Consider the following 18,043-nt stretch of genomic DNA (forward strand, 5'->3'; position numbering starts at 1 on the left):
GGGGCGGGGCTCCCGCCCCGGGCAGGAATAGACGTATCATGATTATAAAGGAGGACGATTCCCATGATTGAGAAGTTCAAGAGCAACGCCGAAGCCATCGCCGTCGCTGACAAGTATCTGTACGGAAACCATGCCCGTATGCCCATCGTGATGGATCACGGCGAGGGCGCCTGGGTCTGGGACCTGGACGGAAACAAGTTCCTGGACTTTGTGGGCGGCATCGCCGTCAACGGCCTGGGCCACAACCACCCCGCCATTGTGAAGGCGCTGGACCGGGCCAAGGGCCTGATGCACTGCTCCAACTACTACTACAACGAGCCCGCCATCCAGGTCTGTAAGCTGATCTGCGAGAACAGCTGCTTCGAGAAGGTGTTCTTCGCCAACTCCGGCGCCGAGGCCAACGAAGGTCAGATCAAGCTGGCCCGTAAGTACGCCGTGGACCACGGCCACCCCGAGCGCTATGTGGTCATCTCCATGCTGAAGTCCTTCCACGGCCGCACGCTGGCCACCGCCACCGCCACCGGCCAGGAGATCGTCCACAATCCCAAGTGGTTCTCCCCCCTGCCCGAGGGCTTCCGCTATGCTGAGTTCAACAATCTGGAGTCCGTGAAGGAGCAGATGGGCGACGACGTTTGCGCCATCCTCACCGAGCCCGTTCAGGGCGAGGGCGGCGTCCGTCCCGCCACCAAGGAGTTCCTCCAGGGCCTGCGGGACCTGTGCGATGAGAAGGGCATCCTGCTGATGTTCGACGAGGTGCAGGTTGGCTCCGGCCGTACCGGCAAGCTGTTCGCCCATCAGAACTACGGCGTGGAGCCCGACACCTGCTCCATGGCCAAGGAGCTGGGCTCCGGCGTGCCTGTGGGCGCGGTGTGCGCCCGGGGCGACGCGGCCTACACCCTGACCCCCGGCACCCACGGCTCCACCTTCGCCGGCGGCCCTCTGGCCTGCGGCCTGGCGGAAGCCACCCTGGACACCATGATCAACGGCGGCGTGATGGATCACGCGGCCAAGGTGGGCGAGTACTTCCGCGCCGAGCTGCGCAAGCTCCAGGAGAAGCACCCCACCTGCATCACCGAGGTCCGGGGCATGGGCATGATCAACGGCGCCGAGCTGGCCAACAACGAGGTCGGTCCCCAGATCGTGAACAAGTGCTTTGAGAAGAAGGTGCTCATCAACTGCACCGCCGGCAACGTGCTGCGCTTCATTCCGCCTCTGATCGTCACCGAGGAGGAAGTTGACATCGTAGTCAAGGCCATTGACGAGGCCATGACCGAGCTGGGCTATTGAGATCGCATCCCGCATTGTCCATCTGACGATTTTTGATGCCGGGTGAGATCCTGGGCCTCGGGGCGCGCCCCAAAGCGCGCCCCGGGGCGTATCTCAGCGGTCCGGGGGTCCGGACCGTTGAGATACGCCCCGAGGGCCCGGACTTGCACCAGCTGTGTGGGTTGTAAAACAGGAGGAGAGGAGGTATCAAACAGGGGATAGCCCAAATCCAGGAGTTCCAACGCTGAATCAAAAAATGCAGAAATGCAAAGCCAATGCAAAGTCATGCAAAGCTATGCAAAGTATTGAAAGAAAGGTTGGTAATGATCCATGAGTGAGGCAAAGAAATCCAGAGAGCCCCGAATGCCAAAGGTATGGGAGGCCCTGATCACCCTGGTGGCACTGGTCGCCATTCTGGCGGTTGGTATTGTCATCTACGGTGCTGACGTACATGTGCCCATGTTTGTGGGCGTGTGTGTGGCCGCCATTATGGCCCTGTATCTGGGCCACAAGTGGGAAGACATTGAGAAGATGATGATGGACGGCATTTACAAGGCCCTCCAGTCCATCTGTATCCTGATCATCGTCGGTATCCTGATCGGCGTGTGGGTCAACGCGGGCGTGGTGCCCACCATGATCTACTACGGCCTGCAGCTGATGCATCCCACCATCTTCTTCATCGCCACCCTGCTGATCTGCTCCATCACCTCCCTGGCCACCGGTACCTCCTGGGGTACCATGGGCACCATGGGCGTGGCCCTGATGGGCATCGGCTTTGGCCTGGGCATGAACCCCGGCATGACCGCCGGCGCGATCCTCTCTGGCGCCTACTTCGGCGACAAGATGTCCCCCCTGTCTGACACCACCAACCTGGCTCCCGCCATGGCTGGTACCGATGTAATGAGCCACGTGAAGGCCATGATGCTGCCCACGGCCATTACCTATGTCATTTGTATTATCTTCTTCGGTGTGCTGGGCGTCACCCAGTACCACGGCGGCGACGCGGATATGAGCCGTGTGACCGAGTTCGCCAACGCCCTGAACATTGCCCACGGCGGCGTGTTCCACATCAATCCCATCCTGCTGCTGCCCCCCGTGATCGTCATTGTGGCGGTGGCCATGAAGATGCCCGCCATCCCCGGCATCACCCTGGGCATCTTTGCCGGCGCCATTGTGGGCCTGATTTTCCAGCCCGGCAACTGCGACCCCGGTACCCTGTTCTCCTTCGGCATGAACGGCTTCTCCTTCTCCGACGACATGCACGCTCTGCTCCAGAGCTCTCTGAGCGCCGAGACCTATGAGACCATGACCACCCTGCTGGAGAGCGGCGGTATCCTGGGCATGATGAACTCCGTGGCCATGACCATCATCGCCATGATGTTCGGCGGCATTATGGAGGGCACCCACCAGCTGGAGGTCGTGGTCAACCAGCTCAAGAAGCTGGCCAAGGGCCCCGCTGCCCTGGTCACCCTCACCGAGATCACCTGCGTGCTGTCCAACATGACCATGCCCGAGCAGTACATCTCCATCGTGGTTCCCGGCCGTATGTACGCCGAGGAGTACCGCAAGATGGGCCTGCACCCCTCCGTCCTGTCCTCTGCTCTTGAGGGCGCCGGCACCGTCACCTCCGCTCTGGTTCCCTGGAACACCTGCGGCGTGTACATCAGAGACACCCTGAGCATCACCGTTCCTGAGTACGCTCCCTTCGCCATGTTCAACTGGCTGATGCCCGTGATCAACGCCGCCTGTGCCTGGTTCGGCTGGACCCTGAAGGACATGGACAACAAGCCCTATAAGAAGCGCAAGGCTGCTGTCTGATCCAGAGGAAACACAGAATCGAATGTTATGAGAGAGAGACAAGAACAGTATCCACAGCTGGAAGTCGATCTCGGAAAGTTACAGGAAAACCTGGCAGCGCTCCGTGAGCGCTGCCAGGTTTCTGGTATCAAGCTCTCCGGGATCGTAAAGGGCTTCTGCGCCCTGCCGGAGGCGGCAAAGGTCTATGACCGGGCGGGGCTGGACAGCATCGGCTCCTCCCGCCTGGAGCAGCTGCGCACCCTGCGGCAGGCGGGCATCCGTACGCCGCTGATGATGATCCGCATCCCCATGCTCTCCGAGGTGGACGAGCTGGTGAAGTGGGCGGATATCAGCCTGCAAAGTGAGATCTCGGTGCTCCGGGCCACCAACGAGGCCGCCGCTCGGGCGGGGGTGCGCCACAAGGTGATCCTTATGGTGGACCTGGGGGATCTGCGGGAGGGCTTCTGGGACCGGGAGGAGCTCATCTCCGCCGCCCTGGAGGTGGAGCAGAAGCTGGAGAACCTGGACCTGCTGGGGGTGGGCACCAACCTGGGCTGCTACGGCTCCGTCCAGGCCACCCCCGAGAAGATGGAGGAGCTCATCGCCGCCGCCGAGGCGGTGGAGGCGGCCATCGGCCGCCGGCTGGAGGTCATCTCCGGTGGGGCCTCCTCCTCGGTGCACATGGTGCTGGACGGCACCATGCCCAGCCGCATCAACCACCTGCGGGTGGGGGAGCTGCTCCTGCTGGGCCGGGTGTGGGGCTGCGACATGCCGGAGCTCCACAAGGACGTGTTCACCCTCCGGGCCGAGGTGATCGAGGTCAAAATAAAACCCTCCCACCCGGTGGGCGAGCTGTCGGTGGACGCCTTCGGGCGGACCCGCACCTATGTGGACCGGGGCCACCGCCGCCGGGCTCTCCTGGCCATGGGCCGGGTGGACTACGGGGAGTGTGAGGACCTGGTCTCCCGGGAGCCGGGACTCATCATGCTGGGGGCCTCCTCCGACCACACCCTGGTGGATGTGCAGAACACGGTCCGGGATATTCAGGTGGGCGATATTTTGGAGTTTGACTTGTGCTACGCCACGATGGTATACTTGACCCACAGCGAGAGCGTCCACCTGGTCTTCCGAGAGGAGACAACATCTGAATAAGCTCTGTGGACGGCGCCTGGCGGCGCCGTCCGTTTTTGATTTTGGGAGGGAACTGCTATGCACAACGAACTGACCCGACAGGATCTGAAAATGATGCGGGAGGAGCTGGACTACCGGCGGATCACCCTGCGTCCCAAGCTGCTGGAGGCGGTGAAGGAGGCCAGGGCCTTCGGGGACCTGAGCGAGAACTTCGAGTACAAGGCCGCCAAGCAGGAGAAGAACCGGAACGAGAGCCGCATCCGCTTTCTGGAGAACATGATCAAAACCGCCAAGGTGTTTGACGACACCTCCGGGGCGGACCAGGTGGGCCTGTACGACAAGGTCACCGTGTACATGGAGGACGACGACGAGACCGAGGTGTACCAGATCGTCACCACCATGCGCCAGGATGTGCTCAAGGGGCTCATCAGCAAGGAGTCCCCGGTGGGACGCTCCCTGCTGGGAAAGCGGGTGGGGGACCGGGTTCACATCCAGGTGAACGAGAACTACGGCTATGACGCGGTGATCCGCTCCATTGAAAAGGGGGAGGACACCGGGGAGATTCCTCTGAACCGGTACTAAGACAGGGCCGCACGCGCTTCCCCAGCCTTCCCCCTGGGGGGAAGGTGGCTGGCCGAAGGCCAGACGGATGAGGGGCGGCCGAAGGAGCAAATATGGTTAGAAGGATGCCGTAGGGCGGGGGCTTGCCCCCGCCGCCTTCTAGTTTTCTGTTTGCTCTGGGGACGCAAGGATTCGGTGCACCGCTTACCAGTTTTGTGCCAAGAAGATCAGGAGATTTTGAAGGAAGCGGGGCGCGCCGGAGGCGGCCTGGCGGATGGCCTCTGCGATCTGGGCCGGGTCGGAGCCGGGAGCAAAGGTGAGAGCCCCCTCGGCGATCCGGCCGATGGCCAGAGGAGCGTGGGCGGAGCCGCCGATGGCGATTTCCGAGGCGAAGGCCCCTCCACCCGCGGCGTAGACGCCGAAGGCCCCGCCTCCCATGGCGAACAGGCCCGCCGCCGCCCCGCCGATGGCCAGCAGGCCCACGGAAAAGCCGCCTACGGCGATTCCGCCAATGGCCCAACCTGCCAGGGAGAACAGCAGGCCCACAGACAGCCCGCCGATGCTCACCAGGCCCAGGGAGAAGCCGCCGATGGTGAAGATGCCCACTGCGTAGTTCCCGATGGCCAGAACGCCTTTGGCGACGCCGGTGCCCCGGTCCCCCAGCCGGATGTGGACCAGGGGCAGGCCGAACAGGGTGCGCTGGCTCTTGTACTCATAGCGCCACCGCTGGTAGTAGTTGTTGACGATGGTGGTCTGGGCCGCCGGGGCGGGGGGCTCCTCCCCGGTGACCAGGTAGTCCAGGGTGACATTGAAATAGCGGGCCAGGGCGGCCAGGTTGTCCATGTCGGGGCGGGAGGTGCCCGCCTCCCACTTCTGGACCGCCTGCCGGGTGACCCCCAGCAGGTCGGCCAGACCCTCCTGGCTCAGCCCCGCCTTTTTGCGCAGGTCATAGAGACGCTGTTGAAATTCCATGGGTGTGACCTCCAAAACAAGTGGTTGCAAAGGACCTTTGACGCTGTTCAGGATAGCAAAGAGTTGGCGTTTTTGCAACCAAAAGTGGGATACAATTTGACAACCGGCGGTTGCAGCGGCCGTTTTTCCACAAAAAATGGACGGAAGATGATCTTCCGTCCATTTCTGCTGTGTGGAGATCAGCGCTTGTGCATAGACCGCTGGATGGCTTTGACACACTCCACAATGGGGATGACCAGGACCGCCAGGATCAGGGCCACGGCGTACTCCACAGGGTCGATGTGGGTGAAGCCGAAGGCGTCGGAGATGCCGGGCAGGTAAATCACCGCGGTGGTGAGCACCAGGCTCAGGAGCATGGCGCCCCAGAGGACCTTGTTGTGGCTGTGGAGCTTGAACACGCTGCCCCGCTGGGAGCGCATGTTGAAGCTGTGGAAGATCTCGGCCATGCCCATGGTCAGGAAGGCCATGGTCATGCCGTCGGCGCTCTGGGTGATCTCCCACACGCCGGACTCCATGAAGTGGCCGATGAAGTAAGCCGCCAGCACCAGGACGGTGACCATGGCGCCCTGGTAGGCCACGTCGAAGCCCAGACCGTTGGAGAAAATGCCGTCGCTGGCCTTCCGGGGGGGACGCCGCATCAGGTCGGGCTCCCCCTTCTCCATGCCCAGGGCCAGAGCGGGGAAGCAGTCGGTAATCAGGTTGATCCACAGCAGGTGGACGGGCTCCAGAATGACGAAGCCCAGCAGGGTGGCGATAAAGACGCTGAGCACCTCGCTCATGTTGGAGCCCAGCAGGAACTGGATGGCCTTGCGGATGTTGTCGTAGATCCGGCGGCCCTCCTGGACGGCGCCCACGATGGTGGCGAAGTTGTCGTCGGCCAGCACCATGTCGGCCACGTTCTTGGTCACGTCGGTGCCGGTGATGCCCATGCCCACGCCGATGTCGGCGGACTTGATGGAGGGGGCGTCGTTGACGCCGTCGCCGGTCATGGCGGTGATGCAGCCCCGCTTCTTCCAGGCGTTGACGATGCGCACCTTGTGCTCGGGCTGCACCCGGGCGTAGACGCTGTAGTGGTCGATGGTCTTATCCAGCTCCTCGTCGCTGATCTGGTTGAGCTGAGCGCCGGTGATGGCCTGGTCGTCGTGCTCCAGGATGCCCAGCTGCTTGGCGATGGCCACGGCGGTGTCACGGTGGTCGCCGGTGATCATCACGGCGCGGATGCCGGCGGTCTTGCACTCGGCGATGGCGGCCTTCACCTCGGGGCGGATGGGGTCGATCATGCCCGCCAGCCCCAGGAAGGTCAGGTCGTGCTCCAGGGCCGCAGGGGACTGATCCTGGGGCATCTCGTCATAGCGGCGCTCCGCGGCGGCCAGCACACGGAGGGCCTGATCCGCCATGGCCTTGTTCTGGGCCAGAATCTCCGCCTTGGCCTTCTCGTCCAGGGGGAGGATCTGGCCGTCCTTCTCATAGTGGGTGCAGCGCTTCAAAAGCTCGTCGGGAGCGCCCTTGGTGTACTGCACATAGCCCTTCTCCAGCTTGTGGATGGTGGACATCATCTTCCGGCTGGAGTCGAAGGGGGCCTCGCCCACACGGGGGGTCTCCCGCTCCATGGCGGACTTGCCCAGGCCCTCCTTAGTGGCCCAGTTCACCAGAGCGCACTCAGTGGGCTCGCCCACCGCATTGCCCGTCTCATCGGGGGCGGCGTCGGAGCACAGGGACATGGCCCGGGCGGTCTTCAGGGTGTTGCCGAAGTGGTCCACCACGGTCATCTTGTTCTGAGTCAGGGTGCCCGTCTTATCCGAGCAGATGACCTGGGCGCAGCCCAGGGTTTCCACGGCGGTGAGCCGCCGGATGACCGCGTTGCGCTTGGACATATTGGTGACGCCGATGGACAGCACGATGGTGACCACGGCGGCCAGACCCTCGGGGATGGCGGCCACCGCCAGAGAGACGGCCACCATGAAGGTGCTGATGATGGTGTCCAGGTGGAAGTCGCCCGCCCGGAGCAGGCTGAACAGGAAAATAAATACACAGATGCCCAGCACCAGCACGCTGAGGATCTTGCTCAGCTGTCCCAGCTTCCGCTGCAGGGGGGTCTCGCCCTCCTCAGCCTGGGCCAGGGCGTCGGCGATCTTGCCCATCTCGGTGTCCATGCCGGTGGAGCAGACCACCGCCCGGCCGCGGCCGTAGACCACAGTGGAGCCCATGTACAGCATGCAGTGCCGGTCGCCCAGGGGGACCTCGTCGTCGGTGACAATGGCGTTTACATCCTTCTCCACCGGGACGCTCTCGCCGGTGAGGGCGGCCTCCTCGGCCTTGATGCTGGCGCTCTCCAGAATGCGGCAGTCGGCGGGGACCGCGTCGCCCGCCTCCAGGATCACAATATCGCCGGGGACCAGCACGTCGCTGCGCAGCAGGGACATCTTGCCGTCCCGGAGCACCTTACTGGTGGCGGCGGTCATCTCCTGGAGGGCCTCAATGGCCTTTTCCGCCTTGCTCTCCTGGTACACGCCCAGGACCGCGTTGATGAGCACCACGATCAGGATAATAAATACATCCGTGAAGCTCTCGCCGGAGTAAGCTGCGGTGACGCCCGACACGGCGGCAGCCACCAACAGAATGATGATCATGGGGTCGCACAGCTGTTGAATAAAGCGCTGGAGCAGGGTGACCTTTTTCCCCTCCGCCAGCTTGTTGGGGCCGTACTTGGCCAGCCGGTCACCGGCTTCCTGGTGGGAGAGTCCGGACTCTGTGGTCCGCAGCTCCTCCAGGACCTTTTCTGGGGATTCCTGGTAGTAGTTCATGGCGTCGCGTCCTTTCCGGTTCGTGTGGAGGAAAAGGGGTCGGCCCGCCGCTCCGGGCTGTGCGCAAATACTGTTGTCGTTCTTCTCCCCCCGCAAAAGAACAGCCAATCCAAGGAGAACCTGACAGGTGGTCCTACCTAGAAAAGCTGCCATCCTAGTATATTACCTATGGCGGAAAAAAGCAAGATGATTCCGACAAAAAGAATGTTAAGGAATTGCAAAGAAGAGAAAAAATCAGAAACTTTTTGAAACATTTCCTGCAAAAACCCCCATGAGCCGCAAGGAACTTCGGAGATCCTTGCAAAAGCGTGCCGAAAAAAGACAGCGCCAAAGCCATGGCTTTGGCGCTGTCTCTCACTGGGACAGAATTTGGGACAACAGCTCCCGTACCTCCAGCAGGTCGGTACAGCGGCGAAACAGAAGGTCCTCCAGCTCGGGAGTGGGAGGGATCATGTCGGGCACCATGATGACCTGCATCCCCGCCCGGGAGGCGGAGAGGATGCCGTTGCGGGAGTCCTCCACGGCGATGGTGTGCTCCGGGTCGGTGCCCAGGGCCTGACAGGCCAGGAGGTAGATCTCCGGGTCCGGCTTGCTGTGCTCCACCTGGTCCCCGGTGATGATGGCGGAGAAGTAGGGGCCCAGACCGGTCATCTCCATCCGCCGCTCCGTCCGGGGCCGTCCGGTGGAGGTGGCCAGAGCGGTGGGGACGCCCCGCTCCTTGAGAAACGCCAGAATCTCCCGGACGCCCGGCTTCATGGGGACGCCCTCCCGCTCCATGCGGGCCTGGGAGTAGGCGGAGCACACCTTCATAAAGGTCTCCTTGGGGAACTCCTCCCCAAACAGCTCCACCATTTTGCGGAAGATGTCCGTCCGGTTCTGGCCCACAAACTCCAGGTAGGCCTCCCCCACCTGGGGCCAGCCCATCTCCCGGCTGACGGTCTTCCAGGTCTGATGGGTGAGCCGCTCGGTGTCGAACAGCACCCCGTCCACGTCAAATACGATGCCTTGGATCTCCAACTGCGTCATACCTTCCCGATGTCGGTGCGGAAGTGCATATCCTGGAAGGAGATGGGCTTGCAGGCGGCGTAGGCCTTGGCAATGGCGTCCTCCAGATTCTTTCCGGTGGCGGTGACCCCCAGGACACGGCCGCCGGCGGTGAGGACCGCGCCGTCCTCTCCGATCTTGGTGCCCGCGTGGAACACGGTGGCCAGCTTGCCCGCCTCCTCCAGGCCGGAGATGTGGTAGCCGCTCTGGTACTTTACCGGGTAGCCGCCGGAGGCCAGCACGATGCAGCAGGCCGCGCCCTCCTTCCACTTGATTTCCAGCTGGTCCAGGGTGCCGTCCACGCAGGCCTGGAAAATGTCCATCAGGTCGGTGTCCAGCATGGACAGGAGGGGCTGGGTCTCCGGGTCGCCGAAGCGGGCGTTGTACTCCACCACCTTGGGGCCGTCCTGAGTGAGCATCAGGCCGAAGTAGATGACCCCCTTGAAGGGCCGGCCCTCCGCCTGCATGGCGGCCACGGTGGGCAGGAAGATCTCCTCCATGCACCGCCGGGCGATCTCGGGGGTGTACTTGGGGGAGGGGCAGAAGGCGCCCATGCCGCCGGTGTTGGGGCCCTGGTTGCCGTCATAGGCCCGCTTGTGGTCCTGGGAGGACAGCATGGGGACCAGGTGCTCCCCGTCGCAGAAGGCCAGCACGGTGACCTCGGGGCCCACCATGCACTCCTCGATGACCACAGTATTGCCGGAGTCGCCGAACTTGTGGCCCTCCATCATCTCCCGCACGGCGGTCTCGGCCTCCTCCACGGTGGAGGCCACCACCACGCCCTTGCCCAGAGCCAAACCGTCCGCCTTCACCACGATGGGGGCCCCCTCAGCGCGCACATAGGCCAGGGCGGCGTCCATATCGGTGAAGGTCTCGTACTTGGCGGTGGGGATGTGGTACTTGCGCATCAGCTCCTTGGAGAAGGCCTTGCTGGCCTCGATGATGGCCGCGTTGGCCCGGGGGCCGAAGGCGGGGATGCCCGCCGCCTCCAGGGCGTCCACCATCCCCAGGGCCAGGGGGTCGTCGGGGGCCACCATGACAAAGTCCATGGCGTTGTCCTTGGCCCACTGCACCATGCCCTCCACGTCGGTGGCCTTGATGGGCACACACTGGGCCACCTGGGCGATGCCCCCGTTGCCGGGGGCGCAGTACAATTCCGTTACTTTGGGGCTCTGGGCGAGCTTCCAGCAGATGGCGTGCTCACGCCCGCCGCCTCCAACCACTAAAACTTTCATAATACGCTCCTCTCGAGCGGGCGGCCAGAGGCCGCCCCTACAAAATAGATTCAGATATGCTGCGGGGTGTGACCACGAAACATATCGCGTTATCCCACGGGCTCTGTAGGGGCGGGTGTCCTCACCCGCCCGCGGGCCGATGAGGACATCGGCCCCTACAGACAGAAAACGGCCTGCCTGTTGTGTTTGTTTAATGATGGAACAGCCGAATTCCGGTAAACGCCATCACCATGTCGTACTTGTTGGCGGTGTCGATGACCTGCTGGTCCCGGATGGAGCCGCCGGGCTGGGCAATGTACTGCACGCCGGACTTTCTCGCCCGCTCCACGTTGTCCCCGAAGGGGAAGAAGGCGTCGGAGCCCACGGTGACCCCGGACATCTGGGCGATCCAGGCGGCTTTCTCCTCGGCGGTGAGCACCTCGGGCTTCACCTTGAAGGTGTTCTGCCACACCCCCTCGGCCAGCACGTCCTCGTACTCGTCGGAGATGTACAGGTCGATGGCGTTGTCCCGGTCGGGGCGGCGGATGTGGTCCACAAACTGGAGGCCCAGGACCTTCGGATGCTGACGCAGCCACCAGATGTCCGCCTTGTTGCCCGCCAGGCGGGTGCAGTGGATGCGGCTCTGCTGGCCGGCCCCCACGCCGATGGTCATGCCGTTCTTCACATAGCACACGGAGTTGGACTGGGTGTACTTCAGGGTGATGAGGGACAGGAGCATGTCGTGCTTGGCCTGCTGGGGCAGCTCCTTGTTCTCGGTGACGATGTTCTGGAGCATCTCCTCGTTGATGTCCAGGCTGTTGTAGCCCTGCTCGAAGGTGATGCCGTAGATGTTCCGGCGCTCAATGGGGGCGGGCTCATAGCTGGGGTCGATCTCCACCACGTTGTAGCCGCCCTTGCGCTTGGTCTTTAAAATCTCCAGGGCCTCGTCGGTGTAGCCGGGGGCGATGACGCCGTCGGATACCTCCAGGGCCAGGAAGCGGGCGGTGTCAGCGTCGCACACGTCGCTGAGGGCGGCCCAGTCCCCGAAGGAGCACAGCCGGTCGGCTCCACGGGCCCGGATGTAGGCGCAGGCGATGGGGGAGAGCTCCCCCTCGGGGGCGAAGTAGATGTGCCGCTCCACGTCGGTGAGGGGCAGGCCCAGGGCGGCCCCGGCGGGGGAGACGTGCTTGAAGGAGGCGGCGGCGGGCAGGCCGGTGGCCTTCTTCAGGGCCTTCACCAGCTGCCAGGAGTTGAGGGCGTCCATGAAGTTGATGTACCCCGGCTTGCCGTTGAGCACCTTTAGGGGCAGCTCCCCGTTCTCCATGAAGATGCGGGCGGGCTTCTGGTTGGGGTTGCAGCCGTATTTCAGTTCCAGTTCGGTCATGGCAGGTCATCCTTTCTGTATCTGAGGTTGTGGTTGTGGCGGAACATGTGTAGGGGCGGATATTATCCGCCCGTGGTGTATGAAAGAAAACGGGGGGCGGGCGGCTGATCGCCGCCCCTACAGGATCAGGGCTCCGGCGCCTCAAAGGGTTCGGCGTAGAACTTCCCGTCCTCTCCCCGGGCGTAGGCGGTGCCGTAGGGGGCGGTGAGGAGGGGGAGGATGTCCGGGTCATAGTTGCAGATGGTGTTCAGGGAGTAGACCCCCACATTGTTGACATCGTTGGCGTACTCGTCGGTCTCCTCCCCGGAGAAGAACCGCCAGCCGCTGTCCGGGTACTGGCTGTCGGGCTTCTCCCGGTAGCAGTAGCCCACCTTTTTGCCCAGGACGGTGATGTGGTCGGTGGCCAGACAGCCGTCCGGCCCCTCCCAGTTCTGGAGCAGCGCCCGCATCTCGGGCGGGGAGAGCTTGTAGGCCTTCCCCTGGGGGCGGCGCCACATGCGGCCCGCCCAGGCCTGCTTGCTGCCCAGCAGCTGCTCCACCAGCCGCAGGTTCAGGTCCAGATAGGCGGCGGCGTCCTCTGCCCCCTGGTCCCCGCCCATGCGGAAGGCCCAGTAGGCGGCTCCGCACACCAGGCCCGCGGCGTACTCGTCCCAGCTGTGGAAGGCGGCGGCCTGCTCCACCCAGTGCTGGGAGAGCTCTCTATATTCCTCAGGGGAGATCAGATCACAGGCACAGGCTATGCGCAGGTGTCCCAGCGTCTCGCTGATGTCCCAGGCCAGGAAGCCCCGGCGGCCCACAAAGGGCTGGAACTGGCGGGCGAAGTCGGACAGCCGCTGGAAGGTAGCCCGGGCACCGGGGTTCAGCTCGTCCAGGGAGAAGGCGGGCCGGCCCTCCCAGAAGGACTCAAAGTCCAGGTACTCCGGGTGGACCCACAGCTCATTTTGGCAGAAGGCGGCCATGCTGTCCCGGTCGGTGATGCCGTAGACCTGTTCCAGGTGTTCCCGGGTCTTCTGCCGGTCCTCCCCGCTCAGGCAGTAGGGGATGGAGGTGAAGTAGGCCTCCCCCGCGTCCTCCAGGGTGGCCAGGCCGGGGACCTTGCGCAGGGCGGGCACCCCCGCCAGGAGAATGGGGAAGGTCTCCGCCGTGCACACCGTGGGGGGCTGAAAGGGGACCTGGGCGCGGGTCTGCTGAAATTGTAAAATGGGATCGGTGAGAGACATGAAGGGCCTCCTTTTTGTCTTTCGCCGCCTGCGGGCGGCAGATGCCGGTTACTGATGCTTGTTGAGGATCACGGTATCCTTCCCGCCGGAGGCCAGGTCGATGTACTGGACAAACAGGGAGACCTTGTTGTCCTCATTCAGATTGGCCCACACCTCCTGGGCCAGGGCCTGGGCGCTGGGGGCGGTGATGGCCACCCGGCGGGGCTCCCCCTCAAAGGAGGGCAGGGGCTCGGCGTTCTCCTGGTAGGTGTGGATGAAGTGGCCCACCCCGGCCTTGGGGTTGTCATACTCGTAGTAGTACCGGCAGCAGCAGGAGGGGTCCCCGTCCAGGCTCTTGAGGATGGACAGATTGTAGGTGTAGTCGGGCTTGAGCACGCCGGAGATGCGGGGGGTGTAGTTGGGGCCGTCGGGCTCAAACTCCCGGGTGTTCAGGGCGTGGCGGTAGCAGTGGCCGTCCAGGATGTGGTCCCGGATGGTGTCGGTCTGGTCCCCGTTGGTGACGATGACCGTGCCGTCCTCCAGGGCGCGCACCGGGTGGTAGATGATGAGGGAGGGGTCGGTCATCTTGCTCTCGTCAAAGGCCTTGGTGCGGATGCCGTCCTCGGTGGCCTCGAAGATGCGGTTGCGGCTGTTCTCGCTGCGGCCCATGATGAAGTAGGCGATGACCGCCTTCTTGTCGTCGGCGGAGCGGCCCAGGACGATGCCCCGGCCGGGGTAGGGGTGGGTGTTCAAAATCTCGTTCAAATCCAGTGTTTTCATTTGGTTAGTCCTCCTTTTTGGGGTTGTCTGTGGGGAAAATGGGCAATTTACAATACCAGGCGAACCAGCATTTGGTCAGGTGGATCATCAGGGGAACTGCCCCAACCAGGATAAAAAGTAAGCCGAAGGGGAAAAACCACTCGCTGAGGAAACCCAGGCTGCTGACAAGTAAGAGCAATGCGCCGCCCAGAAGCAGAAACCCGGCGGCCAAGACGGTCTGCACAGACATAAAATCTTCCTTTCTCTACGGTTACACCAGCAAAAAGGGCGCACCGCGTTTGTTTAAACGGGTGCGCCCAGACGGTCGGCAATTCAGAGGCGATGCTCCCCGTGGTCGATTCCACTTCCGTCAGTTACACCGCGTGCTTGGTTGTAAAAAAGATACCGCAGAACGAAAGATCATTCTGCATTCTGCATTCTGCATTCTGCATTCAAAATCCGCACCGTCCGCCCCTCCACGTTCAGCCGGTCCTGGCAGAACAGGGACACCGCCTGGGGCAGGAGCTGCCACTCGCACTGCTCCATGACCCGGCGCTGCAAGACCTCCGGGGTGTCGTCGGGCAGAACCTCCACCGCCTTCTGGGAGACGATGGGCCCCCCGTCGCACTCCTCGCTGACGAAGTGGACGGTGGCGCCGGTGAGCTTCACCCCGTACTCCAGGGCCTTCTCGTGGACGTGGAGGCCGTAGCAGCCGGGGCCGGCGAAGGAGGGGATGAGGGCGGGGTGGACGTTCAGGATGGCGTTGGGGTAGGCCTGCACCATCTCCCCGGTGAGGATGACCATGAAGCCGGCCAGCACCACCAGGTCGATGCGCGCCTCCTTCAGCTTGTCCACCAGGGCCACGGTCATGGCCTGGTTGGAGGGGTACTCCTTCCGGGCCACCACACAGCTGGAAATGCCCGCCTTGGCGGCCCGCTCCAGAGCGTAGGCGCTGGGGGTGGAGGAGATCACCAGGACGATCTCTCCATTGACGATCTCCCCCCGGGCCTGGGCGTCAATGAGGGCCTGCAAATTGGTCCCCCCGCCGGAGACCAGCACGGCAATGCGTTTGGACATGAAGAAAACCTCCTCGGATGTAGGGGCGGCTATCAGCCGCCCACGGAAAAGGACAGCCGCGGGAAAGCGGGCGGATAGTATCCGCCCCTACCCAAAATTACACCAGGACGACGCCGTCCTCTCCGGAGATCACCTCGCCGATCTGATAGGCGGTCTCACCGGCGGCGGACAGGATCTCCAGGGCCTGAGCGGCCTGGCCCGCGGGCAGGGCCAGCACCATGCCAATGCCCATGTTGAAGGTGTTGTACATGTCCCGCTCCGGAATGTTCCCGGTCTTCTGGATCAGGTCGAAGATGGGCAGGCGGGGGAAGGAGTCCAGGTGGATCTGGGCGGTGAGGCCGTCGGTCATCATCCGGGGCACGTTCTCATAGAAGCCGCCGCCGGTGATGTGGCTCACCGCGTGGACGTCGACGCCCCCCTTGAGCAGGGCCTTCACCGCCTTCACATAGATGCGGGTGGGGGCCAGCAGGGCCTCGCCCAGGCTCTTGCCGCCCAGGTCCTCCCGGGGGGTCTTCAGGTCGGCGTGCTCCACGTCGAAGATCTTCCGCACCAGGGAGAAGCCGTTGGAGTGGACGCCGGAGGAGGCCAGGCCGATGAGCACGTCCCCCTGGGCCAGCTTCTTGCCGTCGATGATCTTCTCCTCGTCCACTAGCCCGACGGAGAAGCCGGCCAGATCGTACTCCTCCTCGGGGTAGAAGCCGGGCATCTCGGCGGTCTCGCCGCCCACCAGGGCGCACTCCGCCTGGCGGCAGCCCTCGGTGATGCCGGAGACGATGTCCGCGATGCGCTCGGGGTGGTTCTTGCCGCAGGCGATGTAGTCCAGGAAGAACATGGGAGCGGCGCCCCCGCACACGATGTCGTTGACGCACATGGCCACGCAGTCGATGCCCACGGTGTCGTGCTTGTCCATCAGAAAGGCGATTTTCAGCTTGGTGCCCACGCCGTCGGTGCCGGACACCAGCACCGGCTTCTTCATGCCGGTCATATCGGGGGCGAACATGCCGCCGAAGCCGCCCAGGGTGCCCATCACCCCGGGGATGTAGGTGGACTCCACCATGGGCTTGATGCGCTCCACCGCCTCATAGCCGGCGGTCACGTCCACCCCGGCGGCAGCGTAAGACTCAGAGTGAGAGTTTTTCATGTAAAGAACCTCCAGAGATTGGAATGCAGAATGCAGAGTGCAGAATGCAGAATGGCGGGACCGCTCTGCAAATGCACCGCATCTGGCTGACTTGGGATACCGATCATTTGTATATTATGGGGCACGACACAAATCCAAAATGCTGGCTGCCGAAGGCAGCCGCATTCATTCTGCATTCTGCATTTCTGCATTCTGCATTTGGAATAAATGCGAAGCATTTATTCCTTGCCGTTCCAGCAGTAGGTGCACACCTTATCCCGGTCCAGGCCGATGGCCTCCAGCAGGCCGTCCAGGGACTGGTACCCCAGGGAGGTGAAGCCGAATTTCTCGCAGATGGTCTTGAGCATGCACTGACCGCGCTCGCTGGTGCCGTCGGCGTACTCCTCCAGGTGCTGCTGTCCCTCGTCCCCCTCCAGCTCCTGGACGGTACGGCGGGCCAGCAGGTCCATGTCCGAGTTGCCCCGGGAGAAGTTCAGGTACTTGCAGCTGTACATGATGGGGGGGCAGGCGGAGCGCATGTGGACCTCCTCCGCCCCGGACTCGTAGAGGAATTCCACCGTCTCCCGCAGCTGGGTGCCCCGGACGATAGAGTCGTCCACGAACAGCAGCTTCTTGCCCTCAATGAGCTCGGGGACGGGGATCTGCTTCATCTTGGCCACCTGGTTGCGCACCTCCTGGTTGGCCGGCATGAAGGAGCGGGGCCAGGTGGGGGTGTACTTCACGAAGGGCCGGGCGAAGGGCTTGCCGCTGCGGTTGGCAAAGCCGATGGCGTGGGGCAGGCCGGAGTCGGGCACGCCAGCCACGTAGTCCACCTTGGGCAGGGCGCCCCGGCTGATCTCGTCCCGGGCCATGATTTCCCCGTTGCGGTAGCGCATGACCTCCACGTTGATGCCCTGGTAGTTGGAGTTGGGGTAGCCGTAGTAGGTCCACAGGAAGGCGCAGATCTTCATCTCCTTCCCGGCGGGGGAGAGGGTCTCGAACCCGTCGGCGGTGATGCGCACGATCTCCTGGGGCCCCAGCTCATAGGCGTCGATGTAGCCCAGCTTGTGGTAGGCGAAGGACTCGAAGGAGACGCAGTGGGCCCCCTCCTTCTGCCCGATCAGGACCGGCAGGCGGCCCACCCGGTCCCGGGCGGCGATGATCTCCCCCTTCTCCGTGAGGATGAGCAGGGTGAGAGAGCCCTGGATTTCCTTCTGCGCGTGGAGAATGCCGTCCACCAGATTGTCCTTCTGGTTGATGAGGGCGGCGGCCAGCTCGGTGGAGTTGACCTTGCCGGAGCTCATGGCCATAAACTGGTGGCCGTGGTCGGAGAAGTATTTCTGGATCAGCTGCTCCGCGTTGTTGATGATGCCCACGGTGGTGATGGCGTAAAGCCCCAGGTGGGACCGCACCAGCAGGGGCTGGGGGTCGGTGTCGCTGATGCAGCCGATGCCGCTCTGGCCGTGAAACTCGGTCAGGTCCTTTTCAAATTTGGTTCGGAACGGAGTGTTCTCAATGGAGTGGATCTGCCGCTGGAAGCCGTCCTGCTGATCGTGGATCAGCATGCCGCCCCGGCGGGTCCCCAGGTGGGAGTGGTAGTCCACTCCGAAGAAAATGTCCAGGGTCACGTCCTGGTGTGCTACTGCGCCAAAAAAGCCGCCCATTATGTCCTCCCTGTAGTTACTCGAAATTTTCCATGGCGACTGTGCCGCCGC

At 63.3% G+C, this 18,043-nt stretch carries 15 protein-coding genes and 1 riboswitch; of the genes, 4 read left to right on the forward strand and 11 right to left on the reverse strand.

What is annotated here, in order from left to right; genetic code table 11:
* Positions 1–63 precede the first annotated feature (63 nt).
* The 4 genes from H6B31_RS02160 to H6B31_RS02175 all read left to right on the forward strand — a co-directional run bounded on the left by H6B31_RS02160 (position 64) and on the right by H6B31_RS02175 (position 4,776).
* Positions 64–1,287 carry an aspartate aminotransferase family protein gene (locus H6B31_RS02160; protein ID WP_087291666.1) on the forward strand — a complete coding sequence of 408 codons (1,224 nt, stop codon included), beginning with the start codon at positions 64–66 and terminating at the stop codon, positions 1,285–1,287.
* A gap of 342 nt (positions 1,288–1,629) precedes the next feature.
* Positions 1,630–3,084 (forward strand): Na+/H+ antiporter NhaC, encoded by a 1,455-nt coding sequence (nhaC, locus tag H6B31_RS02165; protein ID WP_243418803.1) that lies wholly within the window; start codon positions 1,630–1,632, stop codon positions 3,082–3,084.
* Between the two features lie 27 nt (positions 3,085–3,111).
* Positions 3,112–4,215 carry an alanine racemase gene (locus tag H6B31_RS02170; RefSeq protein ID WP_204896997.1) on the forward strand — a complete coding sequence of 368 codons (1,104 nt, stop codon included), beginning with the start codon at positions 3,112–3,114 and terminating at the stop codon, positions 4,213–4,215.
* Positions 4,216–4,272: 57 nt separating this feature from the next.
* Entirely contained in the window at positions 4,273–4,776 is a 504-nt protein-coding gene (locus H6B31_RS02175) for a GreA/GreB family elongation factor (RefSeq protein WP_087291671.1), read from the forward strand.
* A gap of 183 nt (positions 4,777–4,959) precedes the next feature.
* On the opposite strand, the gene H6B31_RS02180 is transcribed toward H6B31_RS02175, so the two are convergent.
* The 11 genes from H6B31_RS02180 to H6B31_RS02230 form a co-directional block, all read right to left on the reverse strand.
* Positions 4,960–5,727, reverse strand: coding sequence for a helix-turn-helix domain-containing protein (locus tag H6B31_RS02180; protein WP_204896998.1), 768 nt, complete (start codon positions 5,725–5,727; stop codon positions 4,960–4,962).
* 179 nt (positions 5,728–5,906) lie between these two features.
* Complete coding sequence (locus H6B31_RS02185) at positions 5,907–8,531, reverse strand: cation-translocating P-type ATPase (RefSeq protein WP_204896999.1); 2,625 nt, start codon at positions 8,529–8,531, stop codon at positions 5,907–5,909.
* Between the two features lie 354 nt (positions 8,532–8,885).
* A complete protein-coding gene (locus tag H6B31_RS02190) occupies positions 8,886–9,557 on the reverse strand; it encodes an HAD family hydrolase (protein WP_204897000.1) in 672 nt (223 codons plus the stop codon).
* Positions 9,554–10,810 (reverse strand): phosphoribosylamine--glycine ligase, encoded by a 1,257-nt coding sequence (gene purD / locus H6B31_RS02195; RefSeq protein ID WP_204897001.1) that lies wholly within the window; start codon positions 10,808–10,810, stop codon positions 9,554–9,556. Before purD ends, H6B31_RS02190 begins: the two co-directional genes overlap by 4 nt.
* A gap of 190 nt (positions 10,811–11,000) precedes the next feature.
* A complete protein-coding gene (locus tag H6B31_RS02200) occupies positions 11,001–12,173 on the reverse strand; it encodes a phosphoribosylaminoimidazolecarboxamide formyltransferase (RefSeq protein ID WP_204897002.1) in 1,173 nt (390 codons plus the stop codon).
* 125 nt (positions 12,174–12,298) lie between these two features.
* Positions 12,299–13,393 carry an immunity protein Imm33 domain-containing protein gene (locus tag H6B31_RS02205; protein ID WP_204897003.1) on the reverse strand — a complete coding sequence of 365 codons (1,095 nt, stop codon included), beginning with the start codon at positions 13,391–13,393 and terminating at the stop codon, positions 12,299–12,301.
* Positions 13,394–13,441: 48 nt separating this feature from the next.
* A complete protein-coding gene (locus tag H6B31_RS02210; protein ID WP_204897004.1) occupies positions 13,442–14,152 on the reverse strand; it encodes an IMP cyclohydrolase in 711 nt (236 codons plus the stop codon).
* A gap of 4 nt (positions 14,153–14,156) precedes the next feature.
* Positions 14,157–14,381: a hypothetical protein gene (locus tag H6B31_RS02215; RefSeq protein ID WP_204897005.1), complete on the reverse strand. Its 225-nt coding sequence runs from the start codon at positions 14,379–14,381 to the stop codon at positions 14,157–14,159.
* 58 nt (positions 14,382–14,439) lie between these two features.
* Positions 14,440–14,519, reverse strand: a riboswitch (ZMP/ZTP riboswitch).
* A gap of 32 nt (positions 14,520–14,551) precedes the next feature.
* The gene (gene purN / locus H6B31_RS02220) at positions 14,552–15,208 is read right to left on the reverse strand and encodes a phosphoribosylglycinamide formyltransferase (protein ID WP_204897006.1); all 657 of its coding nucleotides are present in this window, start codon (positions 15,206–15,208) and stop codon (positions 14,552–14,554) included.
* 97 nt (positions 15,209–15,305) lie between these two features.
* Entirely contained in the window at positions 15,306–16,349 is a 1,044-nt protein-coding gene (purM, locus tag H6B31_RS02225) for a phosphoribosylformylglycinamidine cyclo-ligase (protein WP_204897007.1), read from the reverse strand.
* 218 nt (positions 16,350–16,567) lie between these two features.
* Positions 16,568–17,992 (reverse strand): amidophosphoribosyltransferase, encoded by a 1,425-nt coding sequence (locus H6B31_RS02230; protein ID WP_204897008.1) that lies wholly within the window; start codon positions 17,990–17,992, stop codon positions 16,568–16,570.
* Positions 17,993–18,043: the final 51 nt, after the last annotated feature.

The sequence above is a fragment of the Pseudoflavonifractor capillosus genome (assembly GCF_016899775.1).
Classification (GTDB): domain Bacteria; phylum Bacillota; class Clostridia; order Oscillospirales; family Oscillospiraceae; genus Lawsonibacter.